Raw genomic sequence first — 21,886 nt, 5'->3', positions numbered from 1 at the left:
TGAGACAGTCGCAATAAGCTATTACTAGTCCAAAATCATGTACGAGTTGCGTCGCTTGCAAGCTCTCGCGGCAGGCGGGTAGCGGCGAAACCTGACGACACGCAGCAGGAGGAAAGCAGCAGTTACGGTACGTCCATGTACAGGCGAAATACGATTGGGAGGGGATATTCAGTGGAGAAAGTGGACATTTTCAAGGACATTGCCGAACGAACCGGCGGGGATATTTACCTCGGCGTCGTTGGTGCAGTCCGCACAGGCAAATCAACCTTCATCAAGCGGTTCATGGAGACGGTTGTGCTGCCGAACATCACGAATGATGCCGATCGGGTAAGAGCTATCGATGAACTGCCTCAGAGCGCAGCGGGCAAAACCATCATGACGACAGAGCCGAAATTCGTGCCGAACCAAGCGGTACAGCTGCGTGTAGCCGAAGGGCTTGACGTAAACATCAGGCTGGTCGATTGCGTCGGCTATGCGGTCGTCGGGGCGAAAGGCTACGAAGACGAGAATGGCCCTCGGATGATAACGACGCCATGGTTCGAGGAACCGATTCCGTTCCAAGAGGCCGCCGAGATCGGCACGCGCAAAGTCATTCAAGAGCATTCCACGCTGGGCGTCGTCGTTACGACCGACGGCACGATTGCCGAAATACCGCGCAGTTCGTACGTGGAAGCCGAGGAACGCGTCGTAGGCGAGCTGAAAGAGGTCGGCAAGCCATTCGTGCTGATCGTCAACTCGACGCGTCCGAAGAGTGAAGAAGCGCTTCAACTGCGAAGCGAGCTGCAAGCGAAATACGATATACCGGTCATTACGCTCAGCGTGGCGTCCATGGGCGAGGAAGAGGTCATGTCCGTCCTGCGCGAGGTGCTCTACGAGTTCCCTGTTCACGAAGTGAATGTCAACCTCCCGAGCTGGGTCATGGTGCTCAACGACAATCACTGGCTGCGCAGCAACTACGAGAATTCCGTACGCGATACGGTCAAGGATATCCGCCGCTTGCGGGACGTAGACCGCGTCGTGTCGCAGTTCATGGAATACGAGTTTATCGCACGGGCAGGCTTGAGCGGCATGAACATGGGGCAGGGTGTCGCGGAGATTGATCTCTACGCACCTGATGAGCTGTATGACCAAATCCTGATGGAAGTGGTCGGCGTCGAAATTCGCGGCAAAGATCACCTGCTCCAGCTGATGCAGGACTTCTCTCATGCGAAGCGGGAGTACGACAGATTCGCGGAAGCGCTGGAGATGGTCAAGACGACGGGTTACGGGATCGCGGCTCCGACGCTTGCGGAGATGGCGCTCGACGAGCCGGAGCTCATTCGCCAAGGCTCCAGATTCGGCGTCAGACTGAAGGCGACCGCGCCGTCCATCCACATGATTCGCGTCGACGTCGAATCCGAATTCGCGCCGATCATCGGGACGGAGAAACAAAGCGAAGAGCTCGTCCGGTATCTGATGCAGGACTTCGAGAACGACCCGATCAAAATCTGGGAGTCCGATATCTTCGGCCGATCGCTGCACTCCATCGTAAGGGAAGGCATTCAAGGCAAAATCGCCATGATGCCGGACAATGCCCGCTACAAGCTGCAGGAAACGCTGGGCAGAATCATTAACGAGGGCTCCGGCGGCCTCATTGCGATTATCCTATAAGTACACGGGAGGCACGCGATTGCGTGTCTCTTTTTGTTGTCCGGAATTCGGAACCGCGTTGTCGATAGCGGCGGGGAAGAAGGGAAGAATCTTGCATTCCCTCCAATCGGCGACAGAATAATGGCGGATCATATGTCCAGAATTCAAAAAAACGTTGAAAAAACAGCGATTCTTAGGGGTAAACGCCTCCTGCCTCTTGAAATCGTATAGGCAACTGTATTACTATAAATCTGTTCTAGGTTCAGTATGCAGGAATTGCACATACCGGAATTTCTTCTCACCGGGGCCTTCAGGTATAAATTCCGGGGTTTCGGTAACACAGAATGATAATGATGTGCCTTTGAACTGCCGTCAGGGGAGGTGAAAGAAATGAACAAAACGGAACTGATTGCGAAAGTAGCCGAATTGACTGACCTTTCCAAGAAAGATGCTTCCAAAGCGGTTGATGCCGTTTTTGACGCCATCTCCGACTCGCTGCAAGGCGGCGATAAAGTACAATTGGTAGGCTTCGGAAACTTCGAGGTGAAAAGCCGCGAGGCGCGTAAAGGCCGCAACCCGCAAACGGGCGAGGAGATCGATATCCCGGCCAGCAAAATCCCGTCTTTCAAAGCCGGTAAATCTCTTAAAGATTTGGTTTCCAAATAAGAAATTCCGATTTGATAACGTCCGGTTGCTTCCTGCATCCGGACGTTTGTCGTACCCGGGAGCTAACGGACTCTATGCCTGAACTTCTATTGACAAGTGTAAGTAATTCCAGTAGACTGTTGTTTGCGGTTCCGGCTTAGGGGGCTGTACGACGCGCATCGGGTGTTAGCTCAGCTTGGTAGAGCGCTACCTTGGGGTGGTAGAGGTCGCCAGTTCAAATCCGGTACACCCGACCAGTTCTCGCAATATCGCAAGCAATGGCTGCTTTCTCGACGAAGATATTCGAGGGCAGTTTTTTAAAATAGAAGTATGTGTTCTGATCGTACCAATCCGAATACCGACCTTATTAGGGGGACAGTGTAGATGATGGATCAAAATGGCGAATATATCGTCGTTAAAGCAAAAGCGCAGGGCGTGCAGGTCATTGGCTTGACTCGCGGTCAGGATACGAAATTCCATCACACCGAGAAGCTCGATAAAGGCGAAGTGCTTATCTGTCAGTTCACGGATCATACGTCGGCCATCAAAATCCGCGGCAAAGCGACGGTTCTAACTAAATACGGGACCGTGGATACGGATGTTGATTGAAAAGCAGGCATAGCCTGCTTTTTTAGTTTGTACACTAAGAGAAGCAGGACATTCTATGCGCGAAGGACGGATGGTTCATGTCGCATTGGAAAGGGCTTCTCTATGCGTGTCTCACGACGCTTGTGATTACGCTGGTCATATCGGTGCTGCCGCAGGCCGACAGCCGAACGGCGAGGAACGCGGGCGACGTATCCGTATTTCGTCCCGTGCCCGTCAAACGGCTAAGCTCGAACACCGTGGTCGATTCCATGATCAGCTTGCATTTGGCATTGAAAGTGAAGAAAGTCGCATGGAACGGATCGGTGCTGACCGTAGATTTATCGAATGAGGAATATGGGAATGCTGTAGACAGATGGATGGACGATCTGCAGCGGCTGTTCGAGCTCGCATTCATTCGGACGGACAACGTAAGCCGGGTTCTTGTCCGGTTCGTTGCGCCTCTTCAGCCGGAGTCGGATGACGTGCGCGGCGATGCGCGGCTGCTTGCCGCGGTGGATGTCAGGCGCACCGATGCCTGGTTGTCCACAGAACTGTCAAACTTAAGCGCAGCAAAGCCGTTTCAAGACGAAATCTGGCGTCGGCGCTTGCGTTTGTCCGCTTCGCAGTTGTAGCGAAACGACAAACATAATGCTATAATTGTTTAGATTATTGAACCCGATTCGCCGCATGGATAACGGGCGGCAACCGTTTCTTCATACGCTGAATTGTCCGGAGGCTAGGCCAATGAAACCATACAAAATACCCGAGATCGCGAAGAAATACGTCGACTACGATATGATTCAAGCCCATACGGAGCTGCCGGAGTTTCCTGACACGCGAACGAGGCTGCTCTTTGCTTTTTTATCGAATCAACGTACGCCGCTTCTGCACAGCGAACTCTACGCGTTGGTCGTTTCGCTCGTTCAGCTGGGCATGGATACCCATGATATGATCGACGAATCGGGTCGGGTCGCCGAGAAGGAAATGCGATCGCGCCAATTGAAAATCCTCGCTGGCGATTATTACAGCAGTCGTTTCTATCAGCTGCTCGCCCAGGCAGGCCAGGTGGGCATGATCCGCCGGATCAGCAACGGCGTATGCGAAGTGAACAAGATCAAAGTTAATTTCTACATGAGAATGAAGCAGCTTAAGCTGACGGCAGAAGAATACTTGAATCAATGCGTTCAAGTGAAAACCGAACTTTTTACGGTTTTCACAGAAATATTGGATGAGAAGATGACTCGCGTATGGATGGAGCTGCTTCAAGGGCTCGGCCGCTGCGAAGTCGTCATGGAAGAATTGCAGCGCAGCGACAAACCGGAGCAGTTCAACAACAGCTGGGGCTACTGGCATGTGCTGAATGTCGGCACGGACGAGGAGAAGCGCAAGCTGAACGATAAGCACGAAGAATTGTCATTCGTTACCTCGCTGCTGTCTAACTACGATGTCCGCGGTCAGCTGACAGAGAAGCTCAGACAGTCCGTATCGCAAGTGCAAGCCATCGTCGCGCGGCTCGATTCCGATAAGCTCATGCGCGAACTGCAACAGATCGGCGAGACGTTCCTGCGTCCGCTTCTGCCGGCGGCTTCCGCCCTCAACGAGAGAAGGTAAGGTGACAGACGATGCAATCCAAATCGAAAGAAGAACACGTGCATGCCGTATTTGAAAGCATAGCACCGAAATACGACTTGATGAACGACTTGATCAGCTTCCGCAGGCATAAGGCATGGCGCGCATTCACGATGCGCAAGATGAATGTGCAGAAGGGTCAAACGGCGATCGATCTGTGCTGCGGCACTTGCGATTGGACCATCGCTCTGGCAAGAGCCAGCGAAACCGGCGGCATCGTCGGACTCGACTTTAGCCAGAACATGCTGGAGGTCGGCAAGGAAAAGGTGAATCGGGAGGGTCTCGATCAGCAGATTTCGCTGCATCAAGGTAATGCAATGGCGCTGCCTTTCGAGGACAACCGGTTTGATTTCGCGACGATCGGCTTCGGATTGCGGAACGTTCCGGACCTGGAACAGGTTCTTCGCGAGATGATGCGCGTCGTGAAGCCAGGCGGACAAGTGGTCTGCCTGGAAACGTCCAAGCCCTTGTGGCAGCCATTCAAGGCCATTTATTATTTATACTTCGAGCGAATCATGCCGACGTTAGGCAAGCTGTTCGGCAAATATGAGCAGTACAAGTGGCTTCCGGAGTCGCTTAAGGCATTCCCGGATTCCAATCAGCTGGCGGAAAAGTTCCGTGAAATCGGTCTTCGTAACGTGCACGCCTATCCGCTGTTCGGAGGCGTAGCGGCCTTACACACGGGGACGAAGGGAACGGACAAAGGATGATACGCAAAACTCGCATTATATTGGAAATGATTAAGGTTGAACATACGATTTTCGCACTGCCTTTCGCGTTTATGGGCGCAATGCTCGGAGCCGTCATGATGGAGGGGCGGATGCCAAGCTGGGCGGAAATCGGTTGGATTCTTCTAGCTATGGTCGGGGCGCGCAGCGCGGCAATGGGCCTGAACAGGGTCGTCGACCGCGTTATCGACGCTAAGAATCCGCGCACCGCGAAACGGGCGATACCGGCCGGGCTGCTTAAAGCCGGCGAAGTCGTCGTGTTCATCGCGGTGTCCTTTGTCGTGCTGTTTATCGCGGCTTCGCAGCTGGATCCCATCTGCATGAAGCTGATGCCCATCGCGGTCTTCTTCCTTGTTCTTTATTCGTATACGAAACGCTTTACATGGCTTTGTCATGTCGTGCTCGGCATAACGATTGGCTTGGCGCCGCTCGGCGGCTGGATAGCCATTACAGGAAGTCTGGAGCCTGGAGCTTGGGTACTGTATGGTTCGGTTGTCTGCTGGCTGGCCGGCTTCGATACCATTTACGCATGTCAAGATTTCGAATTCGACCGCCGCGAACGGGTGTTTTCCATTCCGGCTCGTTTCGGATTGAAGAACGCATTGCAAATTGCGCGCGGGTTTCATTTTCTGACCGCCGTCGGATTTATTTCTTTATACTGGTTAACCGATTTAAGTTGGATTTATTTGATCGGCGCCGTGGCCTCGGTAGGTTTTCTGTGGTACGAGCATTTGCTCGTGAAGCCGAACGACATCAGCCGGGTGCAAACCGCATTCTTCACGATGAACGGAGCGCTGAGCATTACGCTGTTCGCTTTTACGCTGCTTGATCTGGTGGTGCTTCACGAATGGTAGGAGAAGGCAACGGCGCAGCGCGCAAGCGCTGGGTGGTTGGCATCACGGGAGCTAGCGGCTCCGTGTACGGCATTCGTCTGATCCGCTGCCTGCTGGAAAGCGGCATCGACGTGCATCTGGTCGTCACCGAGGCAGGCTGGCGGGTGCTGAAGGAAGAGCTTGGCTGGGATACGACCAAGCGCCAAGCCGCGCTGTCAGCGCATTTCGAAGAAGCGATGGAACAACGTCGTCTGACGCTGCATCCCAATGCGGATATCGGAGCATCGATCGCAAGCGGTTCGTTTCGCGTGGAAGGCATGATCATTATTCCTTGCTCCATGGGTACGCTCGCGTCGGTCGCTCACGGTATTTCCGACGATTTGATGACGCGCGCCGCGGATGTTATGCTGAAGGAAGGCCGCAAGCTGCTCATCGTCCCGCGCGAGACGCCGCTGCACGCCGTTCATTTGGAAAATATGCTTACGCTCGCTAAGCTAGGTGTCAAAATCATCCCGGCAATGCCGGCTTTTTATTACGGGCCGCAAAGCATGGACGATATGATCGATTTTATGGTAGGGAAAGTGCTTGATCAGCTTCCGCTGGAGCATGATTTGTACAGAAGATGGGGAGATGAACAGCATGGGAACTAATCGTCCGATCACGGTCGGCCGCATTGACTATGCGAATGTATGGCCAATTTTTCATTACGCGGAGCAGCAGCTGCCGGAGGATCGCTTTCGGATCGAGAAGCGGGTACCGGCCGCGCTGAACCGTGCACTGAGACAAGGCGAGATCGACATCACGTCGATGTCCTCCTTCGCGTATGCGGAGAATGCCGACAACTATTTGCTGCTGCCGGATTTGTCCGTCAGCGCGAAAGGCCGCGTCAATTCCATCCTGCTGTTCATGAAGAAGCCGCTGGAACAAGTATTGAAAGGGCGGATCGCCATGACTGCGACGTCTGCCACTTCGGTAAACCTGCTTAAGATCCTGATGAAACTGTACTATCAAGCGGAGCCCTCCTACGTTACGATGGAGCCTTCGCTCGATGAAATGCTTGCACAAGCGGACGCCGCGCTTCTGATCGGCGATACGGCGATTCATGCTTCGTGGGCGAACAAAGAGAAAGATAAAGGATTAACCGTCATCGATCTGGGCGAGCTGTGGCGTAATTGGACCGGTTACGGGATGACGTTCGCGCTGGTTGCAGTTCGCAAGGAAATTGCCGAAGGCGACCCCGAAGCGGTGTCCGACGTGCTGCACGCTTTGACCGAGAGCAAAGAACGGAGTCTGCGCAATCTAACGCCTTTGATCGAAAAAGCCTGTGCGCAATTGGGCGGTGAACCTGCTTATTGGAATCGTTATTTTAATGAGTTACACTACAATTTCGGATCGGACGAGCAGGCGGGACTGACGCTGTACTTCGAATATGCGCATCAGCTGGGATTGCTGCCGCATGAGGTGCAAATGCGCTTCTTCCAGGACCAAGCCGCTCTAAAGGTGAAGAACGAATGAGACTACTTGATATTTACGCCAAAATGAAAAGCGACTTGGATGTCATCGAAGCTCAGCTCGCGCGGAGCGTCACGTCCGAACACGCGTTATTGAGCGATACGTCGACGCATCTGCTTAAAGCCGGCGGCAAGCGTATTCGTCCTGTTATTTTGCTGCTGTCCGGCAAATTCGGGAATTACGATTTGAACGTGCTCGAGAAGGTCGCAGTGCCGCTGGAGCTCATTCATATGGCTTCGCTGGTGCATGACGACGTTATCGATAACGCCGACACCCGGCGCGGCCAGTTGACCGTCAAATCCAAGTGGGACAATCGGATTGCGATGTACACCGGAGATTACATATACGGCAAGGCGCTTACCATCATAACAGAGCTTGAGAATCCTCAGATTCATCAAATATTGTCCAAAGCCATGGTGCAAATGTGCATCGGTGAAATGGAGCAAATCCGCGATTTCTTCAATACCAAGCAATCCGTCCGCAATTATTTACTTCGCATAAGGCGCAAGACGGCGCTGCTGATCGCGATCAGCTGCCAGCTTGGCGCCATCGCTTCAGGCGCAGATCGGAAAACGGCGAATCTGCTGTATCGTTTCGGCTACAATCTCGGCATGGCTTTCCAAATCAGCGACGATTTGCTCGACTTGCTGGGAACGGAGAAGCAAATCGGCAAACCTCCGGGTTCCGATATTCGGCAAGGGAACATTACGCTTCCCGTACTGCTTGCGCTGCGGGAGCCCGCGATCGCCGCGGAACTGCAGGAGGAAATAAATCGGATTCAATTGTCGAATGGTGCAGGTGAAACGAAACGTGCGTTGAACTTAATACGTAAGAGCGCCGGCATTCGCACCGCGGAAGGGATGGCCGCAAGGTACATCGCCAAGGCGATCGATGCGCTGAGCGGTCTGCCGAGCATTCCGGCGAAGAAGAATTTAACCGATATCGCGTATTTTGTAGCCAAACGAAACTACTAAAGTGCCTAGGAGGGATCTCGAATGGAAAGAACATTTCTTATGGTAAAGCCTGACGGCGTGCAGCGCGGTTTAATCGGCGAAATCGTGTCGCGCTTTGAACGCAAAGGATTGAAACTTGTTGCCGCCAAATTCATGCGCATTACGCCGGAAATCGCAGAGCGCCATTATGCGGAACATATCGGGCAGCCCTTTTATCCACCGCTTGTAGCGTTCGTGACGTCAAGTCCCGTGTTCGCCATGGTGTGGCAGGGGGATAACGTTATCGGACTTACGCGTGCCATGATCGGTAAAACGAACGCACTGGATGCGGCGCCCGGAACCATACGTTCCGACTATGCGATTCATACGAATTTCAATTTGATCCACGGTTCCGACTCGGTGGAGAGCGCGAAGAGGGAAATCGATATCTTCTTCAAGCCCGAAGAATTGCAGGACTATACGCAATCGATCGGACAGTGGATTTAATTATTTTGCGACGAAGCGTCTGCTGCGGGGGAAATCGACTTGGAGGATAAAGACTTTTCACTCTTTATTGAACGAATCAAGGAAAAGACGGCCATTGATCTATCGCAGTATAAAGAAGCGCAGATGAAGCGCCGATTGACGACGCTGCGGCAAAAATACGGTTTCGACACGTTCGCCGCTTATTTCACCGAGATGAACCGGGACAAGAAACTGATGAACGAGTTTCTGGATCGAATGACGATCAATGTTTCCGAGTTTTGGCGCAATCCAAACCGGTGGGAAGCGATGGAGAAGAAGTTTCTGCCGGAGACGTTGAAGAACGGCGGCCGGGTGAAAATTTGGAGCGCTGCTTGTTCGACCGGCGAGGAACCCTATACGCTGTCGATGATCGTGCACGCGCTTGGCGCGCAGGACCGAGTGTCGATTCTGGCAACGGATTTAGACGGGCTCGTGCTCCAGAAAGCGGCGCAAGGCATCTATCAGGATCGTTCCATCCGGGACGTTCCACGCAATTATATGACGAATTATTTCAATAAACATAATCAAGGCGAAGTCGTGGTAACGGACGCTTTGAAAAAAATCATTACGTTCAAGCAGCAAAATTTGCTTCATGATACGTTCGACAGCGGTTTCGATATTATCGTGTGCCGCAATGTGATGATTTACTTCACGGAAGAAGCGAAGCATGTGCTGTATCACAAGTTCTCCAAAGCGCTCAAACCCGGCGGATTGCTGTTCGTTGGCAGCACGGAGCAAATTTTCTCCCCGGGCCAATACGACTTCGAGCCGGCGGAAACCTTCTTCTACCGGCGCAAAGCGTAGCGAGGCCATGTATAGGAATTACCAGCATCTCCAATACTGAGCGTAGTAAGAAGAAACGGACGCCGGCATCTCGAGGCGGCGCGGCAAGTTTCTTCCCATTCTACCTTAGGGAGGTGCAGCATGGACAAACGCAAAGTCATTGCGGCGTATAAAAGGGGATTTATCAGCGTCCACGAATGCGCCCAAATTCTTGGCATTGATACAGGTCAAATGAAAGGGCTTATGAACGATCCCAACTTGACCTCCGATTCGCAGTTAACGCGCGGCAAACAATCCGTGAACGGATAGAGTGCCGAGCGCCGGCTGCCCTTATCGCCTTATTGAAGGCGGTAAGGGCAGTTTTTTATTTCGTCAGGAGGCTGCTGCTAGGCTTGCATTTTCTTGTCAAACGCCAGACGCTATACTATAATGAGCAAAGATATTTGAGACCTGACATACATACCGAAATCATTTTTTGACGAAACGTGCTCGGAATGAAGGAGGAGCTTTACTGTGAGTTTACGCTATTTGACAGCTGGAGAAACGCATGGTCCACAGTTGACGGCTATTATCGAAGGGCTGCCGAGCAACCTGCAGCTTGATTTCGAGGAATTGAATTTTCAATTGCACCGCAGGCAGAAGGGTCACGGCCGCGGCCGCCGGATGCAAATCGAGAAGGATACCGCGAATATTGTCGGCGGCGTGCGCCACGGCAAAACGACGGGAGCTCCAGTCGCGCTCGTCGTGGAAAATAACGATTGGAAGCACTGGACGTCTGTTATGAATATCGAACCGATCGAAGGCAGCGATGAAGAGAAGCGCCGCGTGCACCGTCCTCGTCCGGGCCATGCCGATTTGAACGGCGGCTTGAAATACAATTTGAAAGATCTGCGCAACGTGCTGGAACGCTCCAGCGCGCGGGAAACGGCAGCCCGCGTAGCCGTTGGCGCGGTTGCGCGCCAATTCCTGTCCGCGTTCGGCATTAAAGTAGGCGGACAAGTCATTCGTATCGGCGAGATCGAAGCGCCTGCGAACGATTTGCCGCTCGACGAACTGATCCGGTTGACGGAAGAATCGCCGGTTCGCGTCGTAGACAAGGATACCGAAGCGAAAATGACCGCGTATATCGATCAGATCAAAGCCGAAGGCGATTCCATCGGAGGCATCGTGGAATGCATCGTCGAAGGCGTGCCGATCGGTCTCGGCAGCCATGTGCAGTACGATCGCAAGCTGGACGGCCGCATTGCGCAAGCCGTCGTGTCGATCAACGCGTTCAAAGGCGTCGAAATCGGCATCGGCTTCGAAGCGGGCACGATTCGCGGTTCCCAAGTACATGATGAAATCATGTACGACGAGGAACGCGGCTACCACCGCAGGACGAATCGGCTTGGCGGCTTTGAAGGCGGCATGACGAACGGCGAGCAAATCGTCGTCCGAGGCGTGATGAAGCCGATTCCGACGCTGTACAAGCCGCTGCAAAGCGTAGACATCGATACGAAGGAGCCGTTCACGGCGCAAGTGGAACGTTCGGACAGCTGCGCGGTGCCTGCGGCCAGCGTCGTTGTGGAGCATGTCGTGGCTTGGGAAGTGGCGAAAGCGTTTCTTGAGAAATTCGGCGGCGATTCCATGGAAGAGATCCGGTCGAATTACAATAACTACCTCGCGCAATTGAGGAACTACTAATGGCCGGCGTTCGCGAGCTGACCGTGAACCTCGGGGAGCGTTCGTATCCGATCTATATCGGAGAGGGACTGCTGGACGAAGCGGGCAAGCTGCTTGCCGAGCACGGGATCAGCAAAAAATCGCCGCTCATGATCATTACGGACCAAAATATCGCGGAGCGGCATTTAACGCACTTGGAAACGGTTCTGCGCGATGGCGGTTTCACCGTTACCAGCGCGGTGATTCCGGCAGGCGAAGCGTCGAAGTCGCTCGGCCAGCTGGAGAAACTCGTCGGGCTAGCGCTTGAGAACGGGCTCGATCGCAAGTCCGCGATCGTTGCGCTCGGTGGAGGCGTTGTCGGCGATTTGGCCGGGTTCGTCGCTGCATCCTATATGCGCGGCATTAAATTCGTTCAAGTCCCGACGACCATTCTTGCTCATGACAGCAGTGTCGGCGGCAAAGTGGCGGTCAATCATCCGCTTGCCAAGAACATTATCGGCGCATTCCATCAGCCGGAACTCGTTCTCTATGATCTGCTGACGCTTCAGACGCTTCCTGAGCGCGAAGTGAAAGCAGGCTTGTCGGAAGTCGTAAAGCATGGCTTAATCTGGGATGCGGAATTCGTAACCTGGTGCGACGAGCATGCCGAGCAGCTGCTGGCGCTGGATGGCGAGACGCTTGGCTACGCGCTCTACAAGGGGTGCAGCGTTAAAGCGGCAGTCGTCTCGCAGGACGAGCGCGAGAACGACCTGCGCGCCATTCTCAATCTGGGCCACACGATCGGCCATGCGCTGGAAGCCGTCGCCGGTTATGGCGAGCTCCTTCACGGCGAAGCGATTTCGATCGGGATGATCGGCTCCGCGAGACTTGCGGTGCAGCTTGGCGCGCCGGAAGAGGTATATCGCGTGACGAAGCGCGTACTGTCGCGTATGGGCTTGCCGGTCCGGCTTCCGGAGCATCTGGATACGGACGAAATCATGCGTGCGCTCATGCACGACAAGAAGTTCCAAGAAGGCACGATTACGTTTATCGTGCCGGTAGCCATTGGTAAAGTGGAAATTAATAAATCGGTATCCACGGCCCTTATTCGGGAAATCGTGGAGCAGCTGAAACAGGAGGCCGTTTAGGATGAGTGTACGGGGAATACGCGGCGCCATTACGGTAGACGTCAATGAAGAACAACCGATCTTGCAAGCGACCGTTGAATTGCTGAACGGCATCGTGAACGGCAACGGAATCGTACCGGGCGATATCGCCAGCGTGTTCGTTACCGTTACGGGCGATTTGGATGCCACGTTTCCGGCAAGAGCGATCCGCGCCATGGCTGGCTGGGACTTGGTCCCGCTTATGTGCGCGCTTGAAGTGCCGGTCAAAGGCAGTCTGGCAAAATGCATCCGCTTGATGGTGCTCGTGAATACGGAGAAGACGCAGGAGCAGGTCGAGCATATTTATTTGGGCGGAGCGAAGGCGCTGCGTCCGGATTTGGCGAAAGCCTAACGGTCCGGCAAGCCGCGAACAATCCGGAGGGAATCGGGATTGACGGATGTAAATCCGCTATTGTATAGTTAATAGCATATTCATGGAGTAGCAGAGCAGAGACGAGCAGCAGTACCGTAGTTAGAAGAGATGAGCAGAGCCGAGATGAGTACAGGTAATACGTGTAACGAGCAGAGATCCTAACAGTATGCAGCGGAATTTTCCGTGCGCACTGCTATTTTCCCTATCGTTCATACTCATTTTTCATCTTCTAACACTTAATGCTCCTGCTGCGGCAGGAGCTTTTATTTTATCCACGGAGAGGGAGAGATGAAGTATGAACCAAGAACTGCAAAACATTATCCGGCAAGCCGGCACGTATAACCTGATTCCGATCGTCCGACATGTGATGGCGGATACCGAAACGCCAATCCGGATCTTTCAGCATTTCTACAGCGAACGCCGCGCGTTCTTGCTGGAGAGCGTTGAGGGCGGGGTCAAATGGGCGAGATATTCATTCATCGGCACCGATCCGTTCATGCTCATCCACGGCAAGAACGGCGAAATGGTCATCGAACAGAACGGACAATCGACGGTGCTGCGCGAGAAGCCGCTGGAACTGTTGAAGGCGCATTTGCGTTCCTTCCGCAGTCCGGATCTGAAAGACCTTCCGCCGTTCACCGGCGGCGCAATCGGATTCTTCGGTTACGATCTGCTTCAATATTACGAGAAACTCCCGGCCCACCGCGTCGACGACTTGGAGATGAACGACCTGCAGTTTATGTTCTGCGATCAGGTCATCGCGTTCGATCATTTCAAACAACAGGTGCAAGTGATCGGCAACGTGCATATTCCCGAAGGCGCTACGGATGCGGACATTCAGGCGGCGTACGAGCGGACGCTCTCCAAAATCAATGCGACGATCGAGCGCCTGCAGCAGCCGATGCCGACATCGCTCATGACGGGCGGCAGCATTCCTGCCGATCCGGATCTTGGCGAGATTTCCTCCAATTTGACGAAAGAACAATTTCTCGCGAACGTCGAGAAATCGAAAGAATATATTCGCGCGGGCGATATTTTCCAAGTGGTGCTGTCGCAGCGCTTCAGCATCGATACGGACGTCGATCCGCTTCACGTGTACCGCGTTCTGCGGACGATGAATCCGTCTCCTTATATGTATTGCTTGAAAATGGACGACGAAGTCATCGTCGGCACGTCGCCGGAGGCGCTCGTGAAAGTCGATGGCGAACGCGTCGAGACGCGTCCGATCGCCGGCACGCGTCCGCGGGGCAAGACGCCGGAGCAGGACCTGGCCTTGGAGAAAGAGCTGCTGGCCGACGAGAAAGAACGCGCCGAGCATCTGATGCTGGTCGACCTTGGACGCAACGATATCGGCCGCGTATCGGAATTCGGCTCCGTCCGCTGCGATGCGTACATGGAAATCGAGCGCTATTCCCATGTCATGCATATCGTTTCCAACGTTTCTGGCAAGCTAAGGGAAGACAAGGATTTCTTCGATGCTTTCGTATCCTGCATGCCGGCGGGAACGGTATCTGGCGCGCCTAAGCTGCGGGCGATGGAAATCATCGCCGAGCTGGAGAACGAAGCGCGCGGGGCCTATGGCGGCGCCATCGGTTATCTCGGATTCGGCGGCAGCCTGAATACGTGCATTACGATTCGGACGATGATCTTCAAGAACGGCAAAGCGTACGTCCAGTCGGGTGCGGGCATCGTATGGGATTCCGTTCCGGAGAATGAATACATGGAGACGGTGAACAAGGCGATGGCGCTGCTCAAAGCCGTGCGCGTGGCGGAAGTCGCATTCGCGCCGCCTGAACGGGGAAGCAGCATGATTAACATGGACTACTATGCGGAAGTAAAGGGGTAAGCGGCGATGACGGTGACAAACGAAATCATGACGATGCAGCGGGCGTTGAACTTGCTGGTTGGCGGCACGAGCCTATCCCGCGAAGAAGCGCGCGGCATCATGGATATCATTATGAACGGAGAAGCGACGGCCGCCCAAATCGGCGGCGTTGCGACCGCGCTTCGCATGAAGGGCGAAACGCGGGATGAAATCACCGGATTTGCCGAAGCGATGCGCGCGCACTCCAATCATGTCGTTACCGAGCGCACCGGCTTGCTGGATACTTGCGGAACGGGCGGCTCGGGCATTCATAAATTCAATATTTCTACCGCTTCGGCGATCATCGCTTCCGCGGCCGGCGTCAGAGTAGCCAAGCACGGCAACCGCGCGATGTCCGGCAAGTCCGGCAGCGCCGATACGCTTGAGGCGCTCGGCGTTAATATTTCGCTGTCCGGAGAGCAGGCTTCGCGCTGCTTGGAGGCCATCGGCATCTGCTTTATGTTTGCCCAGTTGTATCATCCATCGCTTAAACATGCCGCCGGCCCGCGCCGCGAGCTTGGCGTGCGCACGATTTTCAATATGCTTGGACCGCTTACGAATCCGGCAGGCGCGGACCGGCAGCTGCTTGGCATTTATGACCGTTCCAAGACGGAGACGATCGCCTCCGTGCTGGGCGACCTCGGATTGAAGCGCGCAATGGTCGTCAGCAGCTTCGACGGATTGGACGAAATCAGCATTTCGTCGCCGACGCAAATTTCCGAGCTTCAGGACGGCATCGTCCGAACGTACACGTTGACTCCGGAAGATTTGGGTCTTCGCACGCATGCATTGTCCGAAATCATCGGCGGAGATTCCGCCGAGAATGCGCGGATTATCCGTTCCATCTTCGACGGGAACGAATTCGGCGCTTATCGGGATATCGTGCTCGCGAATGCGGGCGCGTGCATTTTCGTCGGAGGGTCGGCCGCATCGCTTCGCGAAGGCGTTGAAACAGCCGGTACGATTATCGATTCGGGTCTTGCAGCAGCGAAGCTGCGTCAGTTGATTGAAACGACAGGAGAGTTGAGCCATGTTTCTTGATAAAATCGTAGCTACGAAGAACCGGGAAGTCGACCAGCTAGCGGAGCATTTCTCGTTGCCTGAGGCAGAGCGCCGGATTGCGGAGCTTGCGCCTTGCCGCGGCTTCGAGCGCGCGCTGGCCGGACAGACGAACCGTCCGGTCGGCCTGATCGCAGAGGTTAAGAAGGCATCGCCTTCCAAAGGGCTGATTCGCGCGGATTTCGACCCGGCCCAATTGGCGCTGACGTATGAACAAGCCGGAGCGGACTGCATTTCCGTATTGACAGACGAAGATTATTTCCAAGGAAAGAACGAATATCTGACTGCAGTTTCCGAAGCGGTGAAATTGCCGCTGCTGCGGAAAGACTTTATTGTCGATTATCGTCAAATTTACGAGGCGCGCTTGATAGGCGCAGATGCTGTGTTGCTGATCGCTTCTATTTTGCGCCCATCCAAGCTTTCTGAATTCTATACGATCGCCCAATCGATCGGGCTGGATGTTCTGGTCGAGGTGCATGACGAAGAAGAAATGCAGGATGTGCTGGGTCTCGGCAAAGCGACGCTTGTCGGCATCAACAACCGCAATCTGCATACGTTCGTAACCGATTTGAAGACGACGGAGCGCTTAATCGGCGTCGTTCCTCCAGGGGTAACGGTAATTAGCGAAAGTTCGATTGCCACGCCGGAAGACGTCGCTTTCGTTCAAGCATGCGGAGCCAAAGGCATCCTCGTCGGCGAGTCGTTAATGCGTCAAGCGGATGTAGGCGCGGCGGTCGAACAGCTGATGGGTACGGTGAAGAAGTAATGCATCCTCTCGATCAAAGCAGCACCGCTTCCCGCACGACGCGCGTAAAGATCTGCGGGCTGCGCGATGCTAGCACCGTTCAGTCCATGGACGGCCTGCCGATTCACGAGGTCGGATTCATATTCGCGAAGAGCCGCCGTCAAGTCGCTCCCGAGCTCGCGGCCGAGCTTATTGCGGAGGTCCGCAAGCTGCGGAGTCTGGACGGCAGTACCCCGCGCACGGTCGGCGTATTCGTGAATCCGACGATAGACGAGCTTCGCGAGACGCTCCGTACGGCTCCGCTCGACGTCGTGCAGCTGCATGGCGAGGAATCGCCGGCGTTTTGCGAGGAGGTCCGCAGCACGTTTGGCACGGCGGTGTGGAAAGTCTTCTCCGTAACGGAGAACGATGCCTCTGAGCAAGGCTCGGACGGGCCCGAGAGACTGGCGCCGTATCTTGGCTGCGTGGATGCGTTCCTTATCGATACGGCGGGCGGCGGAACCGGCAAGACGTTCGCTTGGCATGTCATCGACCGATATAAGTCGGCTGCGGCCGGTTTACCCTTGTATGTAGCGGGCGGTTTGGATCCCGATAATGTGGGAGAATTGCTGGCCCTGTATTCGCCGGACGGCGTCGATATATCGAGCGGCGTGGAGACGGAAGGCGTGAAGGATCGTACGAAAATTAGAGTTTTTGCGGAAAGGGTGCAAGGTTTATGACTCAAGTCCCGGATGAGAACGGGCGCTTTGGAAAATTCGGCGGACGTTACGTGCCCGAGACGCTGATGAACGCGCTGATCGAACTGGAAGAAGCCTACAAGCATTATTCGAAAGACCCTGAATTTATCGCGGAAATACATTCGTTATTGACGAAATATTCAGGCCGTCCGACGTCGTTGTACTATGCAAAGCGGTTGACTGAGCATCTCGGCGGCGCGCAGATTTACTTGAAGCGGGAAGATTTGAACCATACCGGCGCTCATAAAATCAACAATGCGATCGGCCAAGGCGTGCTTGCCAAACGAATGGGCAAAACGAAGATCATCGCCGAGACCGGCGCAGGCCAGCATGGCGTAGCTTCCGCGACAGTAGCCGCATTGCTGGGGCTGGAATGCAAAGTGTTCATGGGGGAAGAAGATACGAAGCGGCAGGAGCTGAACGTATTCCGCATGAACCTGCTCGGCGCCGAAGTCGTTCCGGTCACGTCCGGCACGCGTACGCTGAAGGACGCTTGCAACGAAACGCTACGTTACTGGGTCAGCAACGTAGACGATACGTATTACATTCTCGGTTCCGCTACGGGACCGCATCCATATCCGATGATGGTTCGTGATTTCCAGCGTATTATCGGCGACGAGACAAGACAGCAAATCGTCAAAGAAGCCGGCCGTCTGCCCGATTACATTATCGCTGCGGTAGGCGGAGGCAGCAATGCGATCGGCATGTTCTATCCGTTCATCGAAGATGAATCCGTGAAGCTGATCGGTGTCGAGGCGGCGGGACGCGGCGTTGAGACCGAGGAGCATGCAGCTACGATGACCAAGGGCCGTCACGGCGTATTCCAAGGCTCGCTCAGCTATGTCCTTCAAGACGAACACGGCCAAGTGCTGCCGGCGCATTCGATTTCCGCAGGTCTTGATTATCCGGGCATCGGACCGGAGCATTCCTATTTGAAAGATACGGAACGCGCTGCCTACGTGCCGATCACGGATGCGGAAGCGCTCGAGGCGCTTCAGCTGCTGTCGCGCACGGAGGGCATCATTCCGGCATTGGAATCCGCGCATGCCATCGCGCAAGTGATGAAGCTGGCGCCGACGCTCGGCAGCGACCAAATCGTCGTCGTCAACTTGTCCGGCCGCGGAGACAAAGACGTACAAGCCATCATGGGTTATCTCGAAGGAGGCTTATAATCGCATGGGCATCCAAATCAACGAAATCGATGCAGCGTTTCAACGGCTTCGCGAAGAAGGCCGCACGGCGCTGATCCCGTTCATAACGATCGGGGATCCCGATCTGGCGACTTCCGTTGAAATCATCCAGGCGATGGAACAAGCCGGCGCCGATATGATCGAACTGGGCGTGCCGTACTCGGACCCGCTCGCGGACGGTCCGGTCATTCAACGCGCGTCGGAACGGGCACTGGCCAATGCGCGCGTTACGCTGGCCGACGTCATCGAAGTCGCGGCGCAATCGCGCCAGGCAGGCGTGAAGCTGCCGTTTATCTTGTTCTCGTACTACAATCCGATTTTTCAATACGGACTGGAACCCTTCTTCGAGCTGATTGCGGCCAAAGGCATCAGCGGCATGATCATTCCGGATCTGCCGATCGAAGAGGATGCCGAACTTCGTGCCATGGCCGAAGATACGGGCATTCATCTGATTCCGCTCGTGGCGCCGACTTCGAACGACCGGGTGAAACGCATTGCCGCGAAGGCGCGCGGGTTCGTCTACTGCGTGTCCTCGCTTGGCGTAACCGGCGTTCGCGCCGATTTCCACCAAGGGATCGACGAGTTTCTGTCGACGGTTCGCAGCGCGACCGATACGCCGATCGCGGTTGGCTTCGGTATTTCCAGCCGCGAGCAAGTGGAACGTTTCAGCAAGCAAGCGGACGGCGTAATCGTCGGCAGCGCCATCGTGCGCAAGATCGAAGAGGTCGTGCCGCTGCTGCAAGCGTCCGAAACGAAGCAGGAAGGACTTGCGCAGATCCGCGCGTTCGTCAGCGGGCTGAAGGGCTGAGCTTGACGGGAACGGATTTGACGGGAGAGCTTTCGGTGGCCGAGGCCGCCGGAGGCTCTTTTTGCGTTAGCGGCGCGTAAACCTTCGCTTCTGTGCGTAGAAGCGTAGAAGCGCGAAAGAAATATCGGTTTTACTCTTTTAAATACGATCGACATATGAGACAATGTTGGAATAACAATCGAGCAATGAACCATTTTACGAGGTGATTACTATGCAACCTAAACAAAGTATCGTCAGCTTGCCCGTCTATCAGCCCGGCAAACCGATCGAAGAGGTCAAACGCGAATTAGGCTTGAACGATGTCATCAAGCTGGCGTCGAACGAGAATCCATTCGGATGCTCGGAACAAGCGAAAGCTGCGATTCTCAAGGAATTTGAAAACATTAGCATATATCCCGACAGCTTCAGCACGGAGCTTGCGGCAGCGGTCGCCGAACATTTGGGCATCGAACGGAACCAGTTGATATTCGGCGCCGGATCCGACGAAGTCATTCTGATGCTGGTGCGCGCGTTCTTGACGCCGGGCGACGAAACGATCATGGCGAACGAAACGTTCCCGCAATATCGCCATAACGCGGTCATCGAAGGGGCAACGTGCATTGAGGTTCCGCTGAAGGACGGCACGCATGATTTGCCCGCGATGCTGGCCCGAATCACCGACCGCACGAAGATCGTTTGGGTGTGCAACCCGAATAACCCGACCGGTACGATCATCCGTCACGAGGAGCTGGACGCGTTTATCCGCCAAGTGCCATCGAATGTGATCGTGGCGCTGGACGAAGCTTATATCGAATATGTAACGGACGGTGCTTTCCCGGACAGCCTGGCATTCATGCGCGAGTTCAAGAACGTCATCTTGCTGCGAACGTTCTCCAAAGCCTACGGACTGGCTTCGCTCCGCATCGGCTACGGCGCAGGACATGCTGATTTGATCCGCATGGTCAATCAAGTGCGCGAGCCGTTCAATACGACGCGGATGGCGCAAGCAGCGGCAGTGGCATCGCTGGCAGACGTCGAGTTCCTGAATTCGTGCGTAACGCGCAATGCCGAAGGCAAAGCCTATATGTGCAAGGAATTTGATCGCATGGGTCTCCAATATTACGAAGCGCACGGCAATTTCATCATGGTTGACGTGAAGCTGCCATCCGGTCAAGCTTTCGACGGACTGCTTCGCAGAGGCGTCATTGCGCGCGCGAACTGGAAGCATTACCCGACATATATCCGAATTACGATCGGCAGCCAAGAGCAGAACGAAGCATTCATTGCGGCTCTGGAATCCGTACTTACAGAAGCGGCGGTGCTAGGTTAACATCATGACAAAAATAGCGATATTCGGCGTCGGCTTGATCGGCGGCTCGCTCGGGCTTTGCTTCAAAGGCAAGCCGGGCATTACCGTAGTCGGTCATGCCATACGCGAATCTTCCGCTGCCAAATACCTCGAGCGGGGCGTCGTCGATCATGTGACGATGTCTCTTCGCGAGGCTGCAGAAGGCGCGGATTTTATATTTCTGTGCGTGCCCGTCGGTTCGCTCGAATCGTACGTGCACGAACTCAGCCAGCTTGATCTGAAGCCAGGCTGCATCATTACCGATGTAGGCAGTACCAAAGCCTCCGTCGCGGCTTGCGCGAGACAAGCCCGTCTGGGCGACGCCGTATTTATCGGCGGACACCCGATGGCGGGTTCCGAACGTTCCGGCGTGGAAGCGGCATCCTTATATCTGTTCGAAAATGCTTTCTACGTACTGACCCCTGAGGCGGAGACACCGCAGCCGTACATTGATAAATTGACGGATCTGCTGGCTTACACCAAAGCGCATATCGTTCATGTCCATCCTGAAGAGCATGATGAAATCGTTGGCGCGATCAGCCATTTGCCGCATATTATCGCAGTTGCGCTCGTCAACCTTGTCCGCGGCTACAGTCAAAGCAATTCGCTCTACAGCCTGCTTGCCGCAGGCGGATTCCGGGACATCACCCGCATCGCGGCCAGCGACCCTGTCGTATGGCGAGACATTCTCGTCAACAACCGGGACGTGCTGCTGAAGCTGCTGAAAGAATGGCAGTCAGGCATGGAAACATTTATCGACATGCTGGAGAACGAGAACGGCGAAGCCGTAGAGACCGCATTCAAGGAAGCAGGCGAATTCCGCAGCAAGCTGCCTGAACGCCGCAAAGGCATGATCCATTCGATTTACGAATGTTATATCGACGTGCCCGATCATCCCGGCATTATCGGGAAAGTGGCAACGGAGCTTGGAAACAGCGCCATTAACTTGAGCAACGTGCAAATCATCGAGAGCAGGGAAGACGTACCCGGCGTGCTCCGGCTCAGCTTCAGAAAGCAGGACGATTTGGACCGTGCGGTCGAGCGTCTGGGAGAAATCGGATACGCGGTCCATTTTTAAAAGCGATTGGGTCTATTTTGAAAACGCTTATTGACAAAATGAAAACGTATACATATAATAAAAGTACAGTATGGTTTCTCTCCACTCCTATCCA

At 54.6% G+C, this 21,886-nt stretch carries 24 protein-coding genes and 1 tRNA gene; all 25 read left to right on the top strand.

Going from position 1 to position 21,886, the window contains the following annotated elements; translation table 11 throughout:
* Nucleotides 1-171 precede the first annotated feature (171 nt).
* The 25 genes from spoIVA (at nucleotide 172) to GZH47_RS04495 (ending at nucleotide 21,792) form a co-directional block, all read left to right on the top strand.
* Nucleotides 172-1,650: a stage IV sporulation protein A gene (spoIVA, locus tag GZH47_RS04610; RefSeq protein WP_162638923.1), complete on the top strand. Its 1,479-nt coding sequence runs from the start codon at nucleotides 172-174 to the stop codon at nucleotides 1,648-1,650.
* 369 nt (nucleotides 1,651-2,019) lie between these two features.
* Entirely contained in the window at nucleotides 2,020-2,295 is a 276-nt protein-coding gene (locus tag GZH47_RS04605) for an HU family DNA-binding protein (RefSeq protein ID WP_090976740.1), read from the top strand.
* Nucleotides 2,296-2,454: 159 nt separating this feature from the next.
* A tRNA-Pro gene (locus tag GZH47_RS04600) sits at nucleotides 2,455-2,531 on the top strand.
* A 130-nt stretch (nucleotides 2,532-2,661) separates the two neighbouring features.
* The gene (mtrB, locus tag GZH47_RS04595) at nucleotides 2,662-2,883 is read left to right on the top strand and encodes a trp RNA-binding attenuation protein MtrB (RefSeq protein WP_162645072.1); all 222 of its coding nucleotides are present in this window, start codon (nucleotides 2,662-2,664) and stop codon (nucleotides 2,881-2,883) included.
* 77 nt (nucleotides 2,884-2,960) lie between these two features.
* Nucleotides 2,961-3,494: a hypothetical protein gene (locus GZH47_RS04590; protein WP_162638922.1), complete on the top strand. Its 534-nt coding sequence runs from the start codon at nucleotides 2,961-2,963 to the stop codon at nucleotides 3,492-3,494.
* 112 nt (nucleotides 3,495-3,606) lie between these two features.
* On the top strand, nucleotides 3,607-4,473 hold the full coding sequence (locus GZH47_RS04585; RefSeq protein WP_162638921.1) for a heptaprenyl diphosphate synthase component 1: 867 nt from the start codon (nucleotides 3,607-3,609) through the stop codon (nucleotides 4,471-4,473).
* Nucleotides 4,474-4,484: 11 nt separating this feature from the next.
* A complete protein-coding gene (locus GZH47_RS04580) occupies nucleotides 4,485-5,201 on the top strand; it encodes a demethylmenaquinone methyltransferase (protein WP_162638920.1) in 717 nt (238 codons plus the stop codon).
* Nucleotides 5,198-6,073 carry a UbiA-like polyprenyltransferase gene (locus GZH47_RS04575; RefSeq protein ID WP_162638919.1) on the top strand — a complete coding sequence of 292 codons (876 nt, stop codon included), beginning with the start codon at nucleotides 5,198-5,200 and terminating at the stop codon, nucleotides 6,071-6,073. The genes GZH47_RS04580 and GZH47_RS04575 overlap by 4 nt, the downstream gene beginning before the upstream one ends.
* Nucleotides 6,067-6,702: a UbiX family flavin prenyltransferase gene (locus tag GZH47_RS04570; RefSeq protein WP_162638918.1), complete on the top strand. Its 636-nt coding sequence runs from the start codon at nucleotides 6,067-6,069 to the stop codon at nucleotides 6,700-6,702. Before GZH47_RS04575 ends, GZH47_RS04570 begins: the two co-directional genes overlap by 7 nt.
* Nucleotides 6,692-7,567: a menaquinone biosynthetic enzyme MqnA/MqnD family protein gene (locus GZH47_RS04565; RefSeq protein ID WP_162638917.1), complete on the top strand. Its 876-nt coding sequence runs from the start codon at nucleotides 6,692-6,694 to the stop codon at nucleotides 7,565-7,567. Before GZH47_RS04570 ends, GZH47_RS04565 begins: the two co-directional genes overlap by 11 nt.
* On the top strand, nucleotides 7,564-8,538 hold the full coding sequence (locus GZH47_RS04560; RefSeq protein WP_162638916.1) for a polyprenyl synthetase family protein: 975 nt from the start codon (nucleotides 7,564-7,566) through the stop codon (nucleotides 8,536-8,538). Before GZH47_RS04565 ends, GZH47_RS04560 begins: the two co-directional genes overlap by 4 nt.
* 21 nt (nucleotides 8,539-8,559) lie before the next feature.
* Entirely contained in the window at nucleotides 8,560-9,003 is a 444-nt protein-coding gene (gene ndk / locus GZH47_RS04555) for a nucleoside-diphosphate kinase (protein ID WP_162638915.1), read from the top strand.
* Between the two features lie 39 nt (nucleotides 9,004-9,042).
* Nucleotides 9,043-9,825, top strand: a complete 783-nt coding sequence (locus GZH47_RS04550) for a CheR family methyltransferase (RefSeq protein ID WP_162638914.1) — start codon at nucleotides 9,043-9,045, stop codon at nucleotides 9,823-9,825.
* 120 nt (nucleotides 9,826-9,945) lie between these two features.
* Complete coding sequence (locus tag GZH47_RS33830; RefSeq protein ID WP_192043582.1) at nucleotides 9,946-10,113, top strand: hypothetical protein; 168 nt, start codon at nucleotides 9,946-9,948, stop codon at nucleotides 10,111-10,113.
* Nucleotides 10,114-10,317: 204 nt separating this feature from the next.
* The gene (gene aroC / locus GZH47_RS04545) at nucleotides 10,318-11,487 is read left to right on the top strand and encodes a chorismate synthase (protein ID WP_162638913.1); all 1,170 of its coding nucleotides are present in this window, start codon (nucleotides 10,318-10,320) and stop codon (nucleotides 11,485-11,487) included.
* Nucleotides 11,487-12,593 (top strand): 3-dehydroquinate synthase, encoded by a 1,107-nt coding sequence (gene aroB, locus GZH47_RS04540; protein ID WP_162638912.1) that lies wholly within the window; start codon nucleotides 11,487-11,489, stop codon nucleotides 12,591-12,593. Before aroC ends, aroB begins: the two co-directional genes overlap by 1 nt.
* A 1-nt stretch (nucleotide 12,594) precedes the next feature.
* Nucleotides 12,595-12,963, top strand: a complete 369-nt coding sequence (aroH, locus tag GZH47_RS04535; RefSeq protein WP_162638911.1) for a chorismate mutase — start codon at nucleotides 12,595-12,597, stop codon at nucleotides 12,961-12,963.
* A gap of 316 nt (nucleotides 12,964-13,279) precedes the next feature.
* Entirely contained in the window at nucleotides 13,280-14,830 is a 1,551-nt protein-coding gene (trpE, locus tag GZH47_RS04530; protein WP_162638910.1) for an anthranilate synthase component I, read from the top strand.
* Nucleotides 14,831-14,836: 6 nt separating this feature from the next.
* Nucleotides 14,837-15,889, top strand: a complete 1,053-nt coding sequence (gene trpD, locus GZH47_RS04525; RefSeq protein ID WP_162638909.1) for an anthranilate phosphoribosyltransferase — start codon at nucleotides 14,837-14,839, stop codon at nucleotides 15,887-15,889.
* Entirely contained in the window at nucleotides 15,879-16,673 is a 795-nt protein-coding gene (gene trpC, locus GZH47_RS04520) for an indole-3-glycerol phosphate synthase TrpC (protein WP_162638908.1), read from the top strand. The genes trpD and trpC overlap by 11 nt, the downstream gene beginning before the upstream one ends.
* Nucleotides 16,673-17,371 (top strand): phosphoribosylanthranilate isomerase, encoded by a 699-nt coding sequence (locus tag GZH47_RS04515; RefSeq protein WP_162638907.1) that lies wholly within the window; start codon nucleotides 16,673-16,675, stop codon nucleotides 17,369-17,371. Before trpC ends, GZH47_RS04515 begins: the two co-directional genes overlap by 1 nt.
* A complete protein-coding gene (gene trpB, locus GZH47_RS04510; protein WP_162638906.1) occupies nucleotides 17,368-18,561 on the top strand; it encodes a tryptophan synthase subunit beta in 1,194 nt (397 codons plus the stop codon). Before GZH47_RS04515 ends, trpB begins: the two co-directional genes overlap by 4 nt.
* Nucleotides 18,562-18,577: 16 nt before the next feature.
* Nucleotides 18,578-19,387 (top strand): tryptophan synthase subunit alpha, encoded by an 810-nt coding sequence (gene trpA, locus GZH47_RS04505; RefSeq protein WP_162645071.1) that lies wholly within the window; start codon nucleotides 18,578-18,580, stop codon nucleotides 19,385-19,387.
* Between the two features lie 211 nt (nucleotides 19,388-19,598).
* Complete coding sequence (gene hisC, locus GZH47_RS04500) at nucleotides 19,599-20,696, top strand: histidinol-phosphate transaminase (protein ID WP_162638905.1); 1,098 nt, start codon at nucleotides 19,599-19,601, stop codon at nucleotides 20,694-20,696.
* Nucleotides 20,697-20,700: 4 nt separating this feature from the next.
* Nucleotides 20,701-21,792, top strand: coding sequence for a prephenate dehydrogenase (locus tag GZH47_RS04495; protein WP_162638904.1), 1,092 nt, complete (start codon nucleotides 20,701-20,703; stop codon nucleotides 21,790-21,792).
* Nucleotides 21,793-21,886: the final 94 nt, after the last annotated feature.

The organism is Paenibacillus rhizovicinus, assembly GCF_010365285.1.
Lineage (GTDB): Bacteria > Bacillota > Bacilli > Paenibacillales > Paenibacillaceae > Paenibacillus_Z > Paenibacillus_Z rhizovicinus.
Note: the sequence above shows the minus strand (reverse complement) of the source record. Positions and strands in the feature narration are given on the sequence as shown.